We start from the raw sequence: 14,078 nt of genomic DNA on the forward strand, positions 1-14,078 counted from the left end.
TCCATAAATACGGAGGTTCGGCACATGAGTGACCTACCGAGCACCGCCCTGCTGTCGGCTGCCGACGCCACACCAATCGGATCCGGGCTGGACCGTCCGGAATCGGTTCACGTCACGGGCGACGGCGGCCTGGTCGTGTCACACCGAGGACGTGGAATCAGCCGCGTCACGCCGGACGGCCGGATCAGTACACATGGCCCCAACCCGGCGATGGCCAACGGCACCGAGCTGACTCCGAATGGCATTGCCCCGCAACCGGATGGCAGCACCCTGATCGCGAATATCGGTGAAGGCGGCGGGATTTGGCGACTGACAGCTGACGAGCGACTCGAGCCGGTTCTGATGGAAGCCGAGGGCATACCGCTTGCCGCCGCCAATTTTGTCATGACGGACGAACAGGGCAGGATCTGGATCACGGTCAGCACCATCAAGCAGCCGCGTTACCAAGCCTATTCAGACAAGGTCGCGGACGGGCTTGTCGTGCTGGTAGAGAATGGCAGAGCGAGGATTCTGGCAGACGATATCTGCTTTGCCAACGAATGCCGCCTGACACCCGATGGTGCAGGCCTTGTTGTATCGGAAACGTTCTCCCGCCGGATCACACGGTTCGATTTCGGCACCGAAGGTCTGACGAACCGCCGAACACTGGCCCAATTCGGTCGCGGCGATTTCCCCGACGGGATCCGGTTCGACAGCGCGGGCAACCTCTGGGTCACCTGTATTGTCTCGAACCGGCTGTGGCGTGTTGCTCCCGACGGCACGGCGCGCCTGATACTGGAAGACTGCGACCACGCGCTTGTCGACCGGGTGGAAACCGCGCTGAGCGAAGGCCGGATGGGGCGCGAGCACTTTTACGACACCGGCGAAAGCCGCCTGGGAAATATCGCATCAATCGCCTTTTCCAAGGACGAGAGCCGTGCCTACCTTGGCTCACTCTGCGGCACCTCCATTCTGTCCATTCCCATTCCCAAAGGAGACCAGGCGTAATGAATGCGCACACTGTCCGCCCCAAGACCCCGACACTCGGCTTTGCCGGGCTGGGAGTCATGGGAGAACCGATTTGCCGGAACATCCTGACCAAGTCGGGCCTGCCCATGCGGGTCTTCGATCTGTCCGACACCCCTGTTACGCGGCTATGCGCGCAGGGCGCCATTGCCGCTGACAGCGTGTCCGCGATGGTGGCAGACGTCGATATTCTCTTTCTTTCGTTGCCAGGAGGGAAACAGGTCGAGGCTGTGGTCAGGCACGACATTCTGCCCGCCGTGCGCCAAGGCCAGATCATCGTCGACATGTCGACCTCTCCGGTCGGGCTGACGCGCGATCTTGCCGAGGAACTGGTGGCCAAGGGTGCCCGTTTGTGCGACGCCCCCGTTGCCCGGACCCGCCAAGCCGCCGAGGATGGCACCCTGTCTATCATGGTTGGCGGGGCGGAAGATGATTTTGCCCTACTGCGCCCTCTACTTGCCTATGCGGCAACCGACATCACCCATTGCGGGCCCGTTGGTTGCGGTCAGGTGGTCAAAATCCTCAACAACATGGTCTTGTTTGAAACTGTCGTCGCACTGTCCGAAGCCCTGAACCTTGGCCGCGCTGCCGGCGTCGATCCCGGGCTTCTGTTCGACACGCTCTCGAAGGGTTCTGCCGACAGCTTCGCCCTGCGAAACCACGGCATGAAGGCAATGTTGCCCGATAATTTCCCGACTGGCGCCTTTCCGACCGACTACGCCCTGAAAGACATGAGCTATGCGCTTGAACTGGCCAGGCTCACCGGGTTTCGGGCCCAGGGCGCGGAACTTGCACGCGACAGGATGGAAAAGGCGCGCGAGGCCGGGCTGGGCGATGCCTACTTCCCTGCCCTTGTCCGTTTGATGGATCGGACATGACAGGCAGGTGGGATGTTCTGGTTGCAGGCGGCGGCAACGCCGCCCTGTGCGCAGCCATCGCGGCGCGGCGCGCGGGGCGCAGCGTTCTGGTTCTGGAAAAAGCCCCCAAGTTCTATCGCGGCGGCAACACCCGGCACACGCGCAACATGCGCTGCGCCCATGACACGGCGACAGGCACGCTGACCGGGCCTTATACCGGCGATGAATTCATGCGGGACTTGCTCCGCGTGACTTCAGGCAACACCGACGAAACGCTGGCCCGCATGATGATCGAACGGTCCTACGACATGCTGGAGTGGATCCAGCAACAGGGCGTGCGGTTCCAACCCTCACTTGGCGGGACCCTGAGCCTTGGCCGGACGAACTCTTTCTTCCTGGGCGGTGGCCGGTCGATGCTGAACGCGCTTTACCGCACGGCCCAACGACTGGGCGTCGAAGTCCGCTACGAGCACGAGGTGACCGAGGTCGAGATTGATGGCCGCAGCTTCCGCGCGGCGACGGTGACCACCCCTGAAGGCAAGACCCGGATCGAGGCGCGCAGCCTGATCGCAGCAAGCGGCGGCTTTCAAGCGGATATCGACTGGCTGAAACAGGGCTGGGGCGAGAGGGCAGACAACTTCCTGATCCGTGGAACGCCCCACAATCGCGGCAGCCTGACGCGCGCCCTGATCGACAACGGCGTCCAGCAGATCGGGGATGCCACACAGTGCCATGCGGTGGCCATCGACGCCCGCGCCCCGAAATACGACGGCGGCATCATCACGCGGCTTGATTGCGTGGTCTTCGGCATCGTCGTCAACAAGAACGCCGCGCGTTTCTATGACGAAGGAGAAGACATCTGGCCCAAACGCTACGCCATCTGGGGGCGTCTCGTTGCCGAACAGCCTGACCAGATTGCCTACATCGTCTTCGACGCGCCCAACCTGGAGAAATTCATGCCCTCCCTCTACCCGCCGGTGCAGGCGGACAGCATTGCCGAACTGGCAGGCAAACTCTCGCTCGACCCGCACCAGCTGACCGAAACCATCCATGATTTCAACGCAGCCGTCGTCGGAGGACGCCCCTTCGATCACACGGAACCCGATGGAAACCGGACCGAGGGCCTTGGGATCGACAAGACGAACTGGGCGAAGCGGATCGAGACCGCGCCATTCTACGCCTACCCCGTGCGGCCAGGCATCACTTTTACCTACCTTGGCACTCGTGTGAATGATCGCGCCCGCATGGTCATGAAGGACGGTACACCGGCCGAGAACATGTTCGCCGCAGGCGAGATCATGGCCGGTAACGTGCTGGGCCAAGGCTATGCCGCCGGGATCGGCATGACGATCGGCGCCGTCTTCGGTCGCCTCGCCGGAGAGGAGGCCGCCGCTTATGTCGCATAGCACCCCGGCGTTGATCGAAGCCGACCGTCTGATGACGGTGTGCAATTCCTGCCGGTATTGCGAAGGGCTTTGCGCTGTCTTTCCGGCGATGGAACTGAAGCGTTCGTTCACCGACGGTGATCTGAACCACCTTGCCAACCTCTGCCACAATTGCGGGGCCTGCTATCACGATTGCCAGTTCACGCCGCCGCATGAATTCGCGGTCAACGTGCCGGGCACGCTGGCGCAGGTGCGGGCGGAAAGTTACGCGCAATACGCCTGGCCCAAAGCTGCAAGGCCCTTGTTTGCACGGCATGGCACGGCGCTTGCGCTCGGCCTGATGGTAACCACCGCGCTTTTCATCGCAGGCTTCGTCGCTGCCAGTGATCCGGGTGCACTATGGTCCGCCCATCAGGACGACGCCCGCTTTTATGCCCTGATGCCCCACAATGCGATGATCGCCGTCTTCGGTGCGGCCTTCGCCTGGATGATCCTTGCCATCACCATGGGCGCCAGAGCGTTCTGGCGGGATACCGGCGCGTCACAGACCGGCAGCAGGGATCACGCTCAGGCCGCGCACGACGCTGCCCGCCTGACGTATCTCGACGGTGGCGGAATGGGGTGCTTCAACGATGACGACAGGCCCGACGACCGTCGGCGGATGTGGCACCACTTCACCTTCTACGGCTTCCTGCTCTGCTTCGCCGCGACCTCGCTGGCCACAATCTATCACTACCTCCTGGGGTGGCACGCGCCTTATTCCTGGCACAGCGGCCCGGCCTTGCTGGGCATTGCCGGCGGGATCGGGTTGGTCATCGGCCCCATCGGGCTTCTCTCTGCGAAACGGGGCCGCATGCCTGAATTGGGCGCGACAGGGTTCCGCGGCATGGAAGTCGGCTTTCTCCTTATCCTGCTCCTGACGGGAGCCACCGGTTTGGCGTTGCGGCTTTTGGGCGAAACGACCCTGCTTGGCGGTCTGCTTGCCTTGCACCTTGGCGCGGTGCTGACATTCTTCCTGACCATGCCCTACGGCAAGTTCGTGCACGGCCTCTACCGTTACCTTGCCCTGGCCCGTCACGCCCGCGACCTGCGGCACCACAAGACAGCCAAGTAGATCGTTGCATTGCACCAGCCAGATGCCAATTATGACACCGACCCCACACAGAGGACGATCGCGTGAGTAAGCTGGACACGGACCAAGAGGAAAAGCCCGCCCGAGGGGTCGCCGCAGTCGACCGCGCCCTGGCGATCCTGACGGCGATCGAACAATCCACCCTGCCCCGGAACCTGAGCGAAATCGCCCGCGCCACCGGCCTTTACAAAAGCACGATCCTTCGCATCCTCGAGTCGCTGCTTGACGCCGGGTACATCATGCGCGTCGAGGACTCGAAGTATGCTCTTGGTCCGTCGATCATGAACCTCGGGCTGGCCTACGAACGCTCGAACCCCTTGCGGCACATCGTGATGCCCGTGATGGAACGGTTGGTCGATACGGGCACCGAAAGCCCCTCGTTCCACATCCGGCAAACGTCGGATGAAAGACTGTGCCTGTTCAGGATGGACTCCCGGCATTCAACACTCGACCGGGTTCACGCAGGCGACCGCCTGCCCATCCGGCGCGGTGCGGCCGGCAAGGTCCTTCTCGCCTTCCACCCGGACGAGCCGGACACACCGGAGCTGAAGCAGATCCGAGAGGAGTGCTTTGCGATTTCTCTTGGCGAACGGGACAAGTTTTGCGCCGGTATTGCGGCGCCCGTGTTCTCGAGCGGTGACAATCTGATGGGAGCCTTATCGCTATCGGGCCCGAAGGAACGGTTTGGACCGGAGGACGTCGCGAAAATGAAGCCACCGCTTCTGGCTGCGGCGCGCGAGATATCCGATGCTCTTGGCGGGATCTATGCGCTGCAATCCGACCGGCGCAGCGATAGCCGATCCGGTTAAGCCGCTCTGCGCCCTGCGCCCAAAACCAAGAACGGCATCAAAGTGATGATATCCGCCGCTGGTCTGGAGTTTGACATGGTTCGCGCAATTTTGAGAAAACGAGCGGCTTCATACCTAAATCGGCCGATGGATTCACCGTGTGTTTCCGCCGGGATTGAGGATGGCATGAACAGTTGGGCCCCTCCGCCACACAAGACCACGGCCTGACGATCATATCGCGGACGCGAAGGTCCGATAAAGGAGCTTATCGAAAGCTTGGAAACAGCCTGCAAAGTCCTTGATGGCAAAAGTTCCAGGCAGAGACAGAACCGCTCGAAACTGGCTGCACCGCCACGTCCTCTGTCTGAGGCAGACTAGTCCTGTTTGCCATCTTCGGATTGGCGATGCGGTTCGACCGGCCCGTGTCGAGGCCGGCCGTTTCGCTTTTACGCGACGCTCGGTCTGTTGCGGCGGGACAGGAAGATTGTGACCTCGATCGCGGCCAGCACGATCAGGGTCAGACCGACCAGCGGAAAGAAGACCCCGACTACCACGGCCATCACCAGCAAGGTGCGCGGAATGCGCCAGTCGGCAGGGATTTGCGGCACACCGATGCCGCCGACCGGGCGACGTTTCCACCACATCATGCCGCCCGCGACGGCCATGGCGATCATCCCCACGCAGGCGCCCAGAAGCACCAGCTGGTTCGCCAGCCCCCAGGCCTGCCCCATGTGGATCGACACGCCCCATTCAGCCGCCCAGCCCAGCGCACCCAGATCGGCCAGCATCGCGTCGTACAGCACCTCGCCAGTATATTGATCGAGGTGGATCACCCGCTCTTGCGTGATGTCGTCGGGGTAGACCGAGGCGGTGAACACGCCGGTTTCACCCGAAGGCACGTTCAGCGCGTAGCCGGGCGCGATGCCCAAGCCCTCGACCGTGGCCACAACCTGATCGATCCCGGCCGGCACACCTGCAGGTGCGGCGGATTCCGGCATCGGCAGCTTTTCCATGATCCAAGGGCTGCGATCCAGCACATCGCCAGTGGGCACCGTCGATTTGGGATAAGCCGACCAATAGCCATCGGGCATTCCCAGCCCCATCGCATAGGCGCTGTCATAAAAATAGCCGCCCCAGACTTTCGACCACGGCAGGCCCGTCATTACCAGAAACACTATGAAGGCCGCCGTATAAATGCCGGTAACGGCGTGCAGATCGCGCCACCACGGGCGGCCTTTGCTGGCCTTGATGGTGGTGGTGCCCACAGCTTTGCCACGTGGCCACCACAGGTAGATACCGGTGGCCGTCAGCAGCACCATCCAGCCTGCGACCGCCTCGATCACGCGATTGCCGAACCAGCCGATGTATTCCAGCGAATGCAGCTTGCGCACAACATACATGGCCGGGCTGCCCGACGCTCCACCATCCCAGAGCGTGCCCAGCACGGCGCCGGTATAGGGGTTCACGAAAACCGAATTCTTCAGCCCGTCGGCGCCTTTGATCTTGACCTCGGCGGCGCGGTCGGGGCCAGGCGCAGGGTGATAGGCTTTTAGCTCGCCGGGATGCGCCTCCAGCGCATTGGCGGTGAGAGTCGACGCCGGAAGTGCTGCCGTTTCGACGGGGGCGACGATCCGCAGGTCGCGATATGCGACGTTGTTGATTTCATCCTTGAACAGATAGATGCCGCCAGTGACAGCGATGATGATGACGAAGGGCAGGATCAGCAGCCCCGCGATGAAGTGCCAGCGCCAGACGGCGCGGTAGAGCGCGGAGGATGCCGCGCGGGTCGATGTGTCAGACATGTCAGATGGTCCGTTTTCATAGCCAAAGAACACCGGCGCGCCTGTCGTCGCCGGCGAGATCGTCGGAAGGGATGCAGGAGCACCCCCGGAAAAACGCAAGAGAGGCGTCAGGCTATGGTGGGCGGGGCGCGGGGCGACCGCGCGTGATCGCGCGCCTGTGCGCGGCGATGCAGATCATCAGCTTGCTGCCAGCCGGAAGATGGCAGGAACCGGCGCACAACCGAAGCCGGGCCGGGCACCGAAACCTCGGGCAGGAGGTGGCAATAGGGGCAGCGATGGTCGTGCTGCATGTGATCCATGTGGCCACACAGATCGTGTTCGGTGAACCCAAGCGCCGCAATCCGCGCCGCGGCCCTGTCGGATTGACCGGGTGCCATCAAAGCGGCCGAGGTCACGCTGCCAAGGGCGAGCGCCACAAGGCAGAACAGGCACAACAGAAAGTGACGCACAGCCCCGAACATGCCCGGCAGATAAACCATCGCCAGACACTCACGCCAGCGTGTTTTCCGGGTCGCGTCGCGAAACGGGCATGCGCGCCATATATTCCGCACGCGCGCCCCCGTCCTGCCCCTTTCGTCTGTATGGCCCGGCGCGCAGAGGGGTACGGCAATTACCCGGCAGGAATGACCCCGGCGCGGGCCGTGTCGGCCAGCCAGTCGCGCAATACCAAAGCCAGCCGAGTGGCGCGCGGGTGTGCCAGCAGCTGAAAGCTGTGCGGCGAAGGCATCGTTTCCGGCACCAGCTGTATCAGCCCCCACTCCTGCATCAGCGAGCCGATCAGCCCGGTCCAGCCCAGCACGGCCCCGACCCCGTCGCGCGCCAGTTGCAAGGCAATCATGTGGTTGTTGACCACCATGCCCCGGCTGCGAGGCGCACCCAGCCCCACATGATCCAGCCATTGTGCCCAGCCCGTCCAGTCGGTGCCTTCGGCCATCACATGGATCAACGGCACATCGCGCAGGTCGCGCGCTTCGGCCAGCCCGTGTTCCCGCGCGAAGGCAGCGGTGCCCACGGCAATGATGTCGCCGCGAAACAGCGGCACGCTTGCGCCGTCACCCGCCTCGACCTCGCCATAGCGAATCGACAGATCGGCCCGCCCCGCCGCCTGCCCGGTGTCCGACACGATCTGCGACACGCTGATATCGGGGCGCTGCTTCCAGAAGGCGGTGATCTGCGGCGTCAGCCAATAGGCGCTGACCGAACTTGTCGCCTGAATCACAACATCCTCGGCATCTGATGGCAGGCGCAGATCGCGCACCGCGTCGGAAATGCCTTCAAACCCGCGTTGCAGCGCAAGGAACAGGTAGGCACCGCTTTCCGTCAGCTCGACCCCGCGATGCTGGCGGCGGAACAGTTCGGTTGCCAGATCGGTTTCCAGCTTGCGGATCTGGTGGCTTATTGCAGCCGGGGTCACGTTCAGTTCGGCCGCGGCGCGCTTGAAGCTTAGATTTCGGGCAGCCGCCTCGAAACACGACAGCGCCGTAAGCGATGGAAGATCGTAGGGGCGCTGCATTTCGTCGCTTTCAGACAAGGGAATGGCGCAAACCGCCATAGATGAATCACGCTAACTCAAGTTGAGAATTTTTGCCATTGAGAGCGGTGAAATTTGTGCGCATCGACGCAGTTGACGCAAACTATTTTCACGAGGCCAGCCATGTCCGCCGATCTTTCTGCCCGCCTTGCCGCCCAGACGCCCGGCTATTCGCTGGAGCGCGATTTCTATGTCGATCCCGACATCTATGCGCAGGACCTTGAAACGATCTTTTACCGCGAATGGCTGTTTGCGATTCCCGCCTGTCAGCTGACCCGAACCGGCGCCTATGAGCGCGTGCAGATCGGCGCCTACAACGTGGTGCTGGTCAAGGGCGCCGATGGCGAAATTCGCGCGTTCCACAATTCCTGCCGCCATCGCGGGTCGGTGCTGTGCAAGAACCGCGCAGGCACGGTGGCGAAACTGACCTGCCCCTACCACCAGTGGACCTATGATCTTGACGGCAAACTGATCTGGGCGCGTGACATGGGCCCCGATTTCGACCCGTCGAAATTCAACCTGCGCCCCGTACACCTGCGCGAGCTGGCCGGTCTGATCTACATCTGCCTGGCTGACACGCCGCCCGATTTCGACGCTTTTGCCGCCATGGCCCGCCCCTACCTGGAGGTGCACGACCTGAGCCGCGCGAAAGTCGCCTACAGCTCGTCCATCATCGAAAAGGGCAACTGGAAACTGGTCTGGGAAAACAACCGCGAATGTTACCACTGCGCGGGCACCCACCCGGCGCTGTGCCGGTCCTTTCCGCTGGATCCGGCGGTGGCGGGCGTGTCGGCCGATGGTTCAACCCCGCCGCAGCTGCAATCGCATTTCGACCGCTGCGAAGCCGCCGGCGCGCCGGCCCGGTTCCAGATGGGTGGATTCGCCGGACAGTACCGGCTGGCCCGGATGCCGCTGCAGGAAAAAGCGCTGAGTTACACGATGGACCTTCAGCCCGCCTCGCGCCGACCGCTGGGCCGCGTCGGCCTGCCCGATGCCGGAACGCTGCTGAAATTCCACTACCCCAGCACCTGGAATCACTTCCTGCCCGATATCTCGCTGACCTTCCGCGTTACCCCCATCGGGCCGCAGGAAACCGAAGTGACAACCACCTGGCTGGTCGACAAGGACGCGGTGGAAGGCGTGGATTACGACCTGCAACGCCTGACCGAAGTGTGGATCGCCACCAATGACGAAGACCGCGAGATCGTCGAAGGCAACCAGCAGGGCATCAATTCGCCCGCCTATGTACCCGGCCCCTACAGCCCGATCATGGAAGACGGCGTGGTGCAATTCGTCGACTGGTACATCCAGACGATGCAGCGCGGGCTGGCTCCGCGTGCTACCCTGGCGGCGGAGTAGACGCGATGACGGCGATGACCCCCACCCTGGCCTTTTGGAATGACGACGAACCGCTGGAATGCGTCTCGCGCCTGCCCGAGGCACCCAACACGGTGACGTTTACCTTTCAGGCGCCGTCGGGCGCGCTGTTCCGGTTCAAGCCGGGGCAGTTCGTGACGCTGGAACTGCCCGTGCCCGGCGGCCCGCTGCATCGGACCTACACGATTTCATCCTCGCCCTCGCGCCCCACATCGCTGACCATCACTGTCAAAGCTCAGGGCAATTCGGTGGGTACGCGCTGGATGCTGGACAATCTGCGCCCCGGTGTCCGGCTGAAAGCCATCGGCCCGGGCGGTACGTTTTCGCATGTGAACCACCCGTCAAAGAAATACCTGTTCATCTCGGCCGGGTCGGGCATCACGCCGATGGTGTCGATGACGACCTATATGTACGACGCGGGGCGCGAACCGGACATCGTGTTCATCAACTGCGCCCGCCGCCCCTCGGAAATCATCTTTCGTCAACGGGTCGAGATGATGGCCTCGCGCATCACCGGCATCGACGTGGCCTGGGTGGTGGAAGAGTCTGACCCCTATATCCCGTGGACGGGTTATCGAGGCCAGATGAACCAGCTTTTGCTGGGGCTTGCCGCACCGGATTATCTGGAGCGCGAGGTGTTCTGCTGTGGACCCGAGCCGTTCATGACCGCCGTACGCGAGGCTCTGGCCGGGCTCGGCTTCGACATGGACCGCTATCATCAGGAAAGCTTTCACGCTCCGGTCGGGACAACCGATGAATTCCCCGATCCCGTTACGCTCGACGAAGAGGCCCGCGCACAGGTGGAATTCACCATTTCGGGCAAAACCATCGACTGTGCGGAAACCGAAACGCTGCTGGGCGCGGCGCGCTCTGCTGGATTGGTCATTCCATCCGGCTGCACCTTTGGCGTCTGCGGCACCTGCAAGGTGAAAAAGACCGAGGGCGAGGTGCATATGGTCCACAACGGCGGCATCACCGACGAAGACATCGCCGACGGCTACATCCTCGCCTGCTGTTCGAACCCCATCGGCAAGGTCGCGATCGACGCCTGATGCCACCTGCCCTGCCCGCCCCCACGCCGGGGCGGACGGGGCACAATCCGATAGTCGGGCTGTGTAACCTACTTCACCGACTCACCGGGACGGGCCATGTTAACCGGATCAAAGGTTAACAAATTTCCCGGAGCGCCCCGATGGCCAGCAAGATGCCTGCCGCAAAAGCCAAGAAATTGCAGGAGATGTTGAACAAGCTGGTGAAACCCAGCCCCCCGCTCGAGGTGGACGGTCTCATCGGCCCAAAGACGAAAGAGGCGATCAAGCTGATGCAGGGCAAGGCGGGTCTGAAGAAGACCGGCGAGGTTGACAGCGAGACCGCCGCCGTGATCGCCCGGGGCCTGAAGACCAAGACGATCGAGAAGGAACAGCCCGAGTATTTCTTTCAGGTAGGCAGCAAGTGGGTTGGCATGACGAAAAAGGAATATGCTGCCTACAAGAAGGAAATGATTGCGAAAATCCGCTCGGGCCCGTTGTTGCAGATGTGCCAGAACGTGGGCGCCGCCGAGGTTGAATGGAACCATTTCGACAAGCAGAACAAGGACCAGTGGTTTGTGTCGTTCTGCATCGAAACCACGCGCGGCGTGGACCTGCCGCCAAAGTCGATGATCTCCAAGGCAATGGCCGCCTACAAGCAATGTGAATCGGCCGTGAACTCGGGCGATTTGGCCAAGTTTCACAAGCTCTACCCCAGCGCCGAGCTGCTGGCCAACAATGCCGCTGCGCAGATGAAATACTACCGCGAACAGATGATCGACGGCGGCGGCAACTGGGTCACGGGTCTGGAATTCACCAAAACCGGCGCCTTTACCTTTGTCGGCGTCTTTGCCGCGCCGGTCACGGGCGCCGCGCTTGGCACCGGGGTGATCGCCTCTGCCATGATCGGCGGCGCGGCGGTCTCGGCCACGCAGACGGCCGCTGGCGAATTGGGCAACTGGTCGGCGGGCACCGCAGGCTGGACACCCGGCGGCGCGCTGAAGAACACCGTGGTCGATGCCGGTGTGGGCGCGATCATCGGCTTCTTCGCCAAGGGCGGATCGGGCGGCAAGAACATCGTCGAGGCCGCCGCCGCGCGGATCATGCCAAAGCTCGCCAAGGAAACCGGGTTCAAGCTGCTCTCGACCGGTACGGTGAAGAAGGCGACGATGTACCTGATCACCGAAGGCGCCAAGAAAACGCTGGAAGACGCGGTGAAGGACGTGGCCGCCGCCGTGAAGGGCGACAAGACGATGACGGTGGACAAGTTCCTCGACAACCTTGCCGTCAACTTCATGAAGGGCGCGGCCATGGGCCCCTTCGGCAAGATCATCGGCGATTTTGCCAAGAAGGCATCGGCCAAGCTGGACGCCAAGGACAAGCAGAAAATCTGGGACGTGGTGCTGAAGGAACTGTCGAAACAGGCCAAGGGCGACACGATCCACATCGGCGCGATCAACGACCGCGCCAAGGATCTGGTGGAAAAGATCATCAACGATCAGGTCGCCAAGAACATCGATCAGGTGATTGCCGAGATTTACGACCGGGTCAAAGGCCCGATGTCCCCTGCGGCCTTTGAGAAAGAGCTGCGCGACAAGCTGATTTCGCCCGCGCGCGCCAAGATGATCGGGCTGATGGCGGCGCAGGAGATCAAGAAGAAAAAGCTGACCCCGGCCTGACGGGGCCAGCCACGGTTCCTATTCGGGGCGCGTCTGTTGCATAGACGGGCGCGCGCTGAAGGTCTTGAACCAATCGGCCAGCGCCGGGCGCGAGCTGCGCCAATCCAGATCGGGGAAACGGAAATCAAGGTAGCCCAGTGCGCAGGCGATGGCGATCACCCCGGCGTCGACCTCTCCGAAACCAGCGACCTCGGCGTTCATCTGGTCAAGCGAGGACTCGATCTTTTCCATCTGCCCGCGCAGCCAGTCCTCCCACCGCAGCGCCTCGGGGCGCATCGCGGTTTCGTAGCGAGCCAGCAGCGCCGCATCCAGCAGCCCATCGCCCAGCGCCTCGCGCCGCAGCACCGGCCACAGCGCATCGCCCGCCGGATAGATCGCCACCGCGCTTTGCTGCGCGGCCAGCCATTGCGTGATGACGCGGCTGTCGTACAGCGGCTGGTCGCCGTCGATCAGCGCGGTCGGCACCTTGCCGGTGGGGTTCTGCGCCACGATGGTGGCATCGCGGTTCACCGGGCTGGCGGCCGAGCCCAGGATGTCAACCTCTTGCCCGGTTTCAATCGCAACCACCATGACCTTGCGGACATAGGGCGAGGCGGGCGAGTGGTAGAGTTTCATTTCACGGTCTCCAATGTGTCGGGTGTCGGGTCGGGCGCGGTGGTGGTGATGCGCCCGGTTTCGATGCAATCCGCCAGGTATTCCCCGGCGAAATTCACATGTTCGCGCATCAGGTAATCGGCGCGGAACGGGTCGCGCCGCTTGATCGCGTCACAGATGCGGTGATGGTCGTCATGGGTGCGTTTCATGATGTCATAGTCCTGCCAGACGATCATGCGGTTCGAGGCAAAGGGAATAAGCTGGGTCTGGCGCACCAGTTCAGCGATCCAGCGATTGTCGGCGCGCAACAGGATTTCATCGTGGAACTGGACGTTCATGTTCCGATAGCGGTCGATATCGATTGGATCCAATCGCCCATGTTGCAGCGCGCTATCCCCAACCTCCAGCCAACCTTCCATCTTCTCGATCACGCCGAATTCCAACCCGGTCGAAGCAACCGAAGCCGCCGCCAGGCCCTCTAGCACCGCGCGGGCGGCATAGCCGTCGACGATATCCTTCCGGTCGAATTCGCGCACCGTGTAACCGCGATTCGCTTCGTATTGCAGAAGCCCTTCGTTTGCCAGATTCGACAGCGCCGTACGCAGCGGCGTACGGGATACGCCCAGCGCGCGGGCCAGTCTTTCCTGCTGAAGACGCTCGCCCGGATGGATCTGACCGCTCATGATATGTTCGCGCAGGATCCGCGTGCTTTCCTCGGTACTTGTATGGGCCATGGCGGGAAAATCCTTTGGCAGACGGGTGGTGGCGCACAGAATACACCGCAAACGGCACAGCGCAAGATCGTATCCAAAATATCCAATAGGTGCATTTTATGGTTTGACTTTAAGCCAAGATTGGTCAAATTGCATCCAATCTTGATATTCACACAGAGGGGGAGCT

Annotated in this window: 13 protein-coding genes; 8 read left to right on the forward strand and 5 right to left on the reverse strand. The window is 62.4% G+C overall.

What is annotated here, in order from left to right:
• Nucleotides 1-24: 24 nt before the first annotated feature.
• From FGK64_RS03225 to FGK64_RS03245, 5 genes are all read left to right on the forward strand, one after another.
• On the forward strand, nt 25-987 hold the full coding sequence (locus FGK64_RS03225) for an SMP-30/gluconolactonase/LRE family protein (protein ID WP_138862343.1): 963 nt from the start codon (nt 25-27) through the stop codon (nt 985-987).
• The gene (locus FGK64_RS03230) at nt 987-1,883 is read left to right on the forward strand and encodes an NAD(P)-dependent oxidoreductase (protein ID WP_138862344.1); all 897 of its coding nucleotides are present in this window, start codon (nt 987-989) and stop codon (nt 1,881-1,883) included. The genes FGK64_RS03225 and FGK64_RS03230 overlap by 1 nt, the downstream gene beginning before the upstream one ends.
• Nucleotides 1,880-3,268 (forward strand): FAD-dependent tricarballylate dehydrogenase TcuA, encoded by a 1,389-nt coding sequence (gene tcuA, locus FGK64_RS03235; protein WP_138862345.1) that lies wholly within the window; start codon nt 1,880-1,882, stop codon nt 3,266-3,268. Before FGK64_RS03230 ends, tcuA begins: the two co-directional genes overlap by 4 nt.
• On the forward strand, nt 3,258-4,361 hold the full coding sequence (gene tcuB / locus FGK64_RS03240; RefSeq protein ID WP_138862346.1) for a tricarballylate utilization 4Fe-4S protein TcuB: 1,104 nt from the start codon (nt 3,258-3,260) through the stop codon (nt 4,359-4,361). The genes tcuA and tcuB overlap by 11 nt, the downstream gene beginning before the upstream one ends.
• A 62-nt stretch (nt 4,362-4,423) precedes the next feature.
• On the forward strand, nt 4,424-5,188 hold the full coding sequence (locus FGK64_RS03245; protein WP_138862347.1) for an IclR family transcriptional regulator: 765 nt from the start codon (nt 4,424-4,426) through the stop codon (nt 5,186-5,188).
• A gap of 425 nt (nt 5,189-5,613) precedes the next feature.
• Here FGK64_RS03245 and FGK64_RS03250 read toward each other — a convergent pair whose 3' ends face one another.
• From FGK64_RS03250 to FGK64_RS03260, 3 genes are all read right to left on the reverse strand, one after another.
• Nucleotides 5,614-6,969 (reverse strand): PepSY-associated TM helix domain-containing protein, encoded by a 1,356-nt coding sequence (locus FGK64_RS03250; RefSeq protein ID WP_138862348.1) that lies wholly within the window; start codon nt 6,967-6,969, stop codon nt 5,614-5,616.
• Between the two features lie 107 nt (nt 6,970-7,076).
• Nucleotides 7,077-7,448 carry a hypothetical protein gene (locus tag FGK64_RS03255; protein ID WP_138862349.1) on the reverse strand — a complete coding sequence of 124 codons (372 nt, stop codon included), beginning with the start codon at nt 7,446-7,448 and terminating at the stop codon, nt 7,077-7,079.
• Between the two features lie 131 nt (nt 7,449-7,579).
• Nucleotides 7,580-8,482: a LysR family transcriptional regulator gene (locus FGK64_RS03260; RefSeq protein WP_138862350.1), complete on the reverse strand. Its 903-nt coding sequence runs from the start codon at nt 8,480-8,482 to the stop codon at nt 7,580-7,582.
• Nucleotides 8,483-8,623: 141 nt separating this feature from the next.
• Here FGK64_RS03260 and FGK64_RS03265 point away from each other — a divergent pair, with 141 nt between their 5' ends.
• The 3 genes from FGK64_RS03265 to FGK64_RS03275 all read left to right on the forward strand — a co-directional run bounded on the left by FGK64_RS03265 (nt 8,624) and on the right by FGK64_RS03275 (nt 12,584).
• The gene (locus tag FGK64_RS03265; protein WP_138862351.1) at nt 8,624-9,859 is read left to right on the forward strand and encodes an aromatic ring-hydroxylating oxygenase subunit alpha; all 1,236 of its coding nucleotides are present in this window, start codon (nt 8,624-8,626) and stop codon (nt 9,857-9,859) included.
• A 5-nt stretch (nt 9,860-9,864) separates the two neighbouring features.
• Nucleotides 9,865-10,929 carry an FAD-binding oxidoreductase gene (locus tag FGK64_RS03270; protein WP_138862352.1) on the forward strand — a complete coding sequence of 355 codons (1,065 nt, stop codon included), beginning with the start codon at nt 9,865-9,867 and terminating at the stop codon, nt 10,927-10,929.
• Between the two features lie 140 nt (nt 10,930-11,069).
• The gene (locus tag FGK64_RS03275; protein WP_138862353.1) at nt 11,070-12,584 is read left to right on the forward strand and encodes a peptidoglycan-binding domain-containing protein; all 1,515 of its coding nucleotides are present in this window, start codon (nt 11,070-11,072) and stop codon (nt 12,582-12,584) included.
• An 18-nt stretch (nt 12,585-12,602) separates the two neighbouring features.
• On the opposite strand, the gene FGK64_RS03280 is transcribed toward FGK64_RS03275, so the two are convergent.
• Nucleotides 12,603-13,199 carry a glutathione S-transferase family protein gene (locus tag FGK64_RS03280; protein ID WP_138862354.1) on the reverse strand — a complete coding sequence of 199 codons (597 nt, stop codon included), beginning with the start codon at nt 13,197-13,199 and terminating at the stop codon, nt 12,603-12,605.
• On the reverse strand, nt 13,196-13,912 hold the full coding sequence (locus FGK64_RS03285; protein ID WP_138862355.1) for a GntR family transcriptional regulator: 717 nt from the start codon (nt 13,910-13,912) through the stop codon (nt 13,196-13,198). The genes FGK64_RS03280 and FGK64_RS03285 overlap by 4 nt, the downstream gene beginning before the upstream one ends.
• Nucleotides 13,913-14,078: the final 166 nt, after the last annotated feature.

Source organism: Arenibacterium halophilum, from assembly GCF_005938225.1.
GTDB lineage: Bacteria > Pseudomonadota > Alphaproteobacteria > Rhodobacterales > Rhodobacteraceae > Arenibacterium > Arenibacterium halophilum.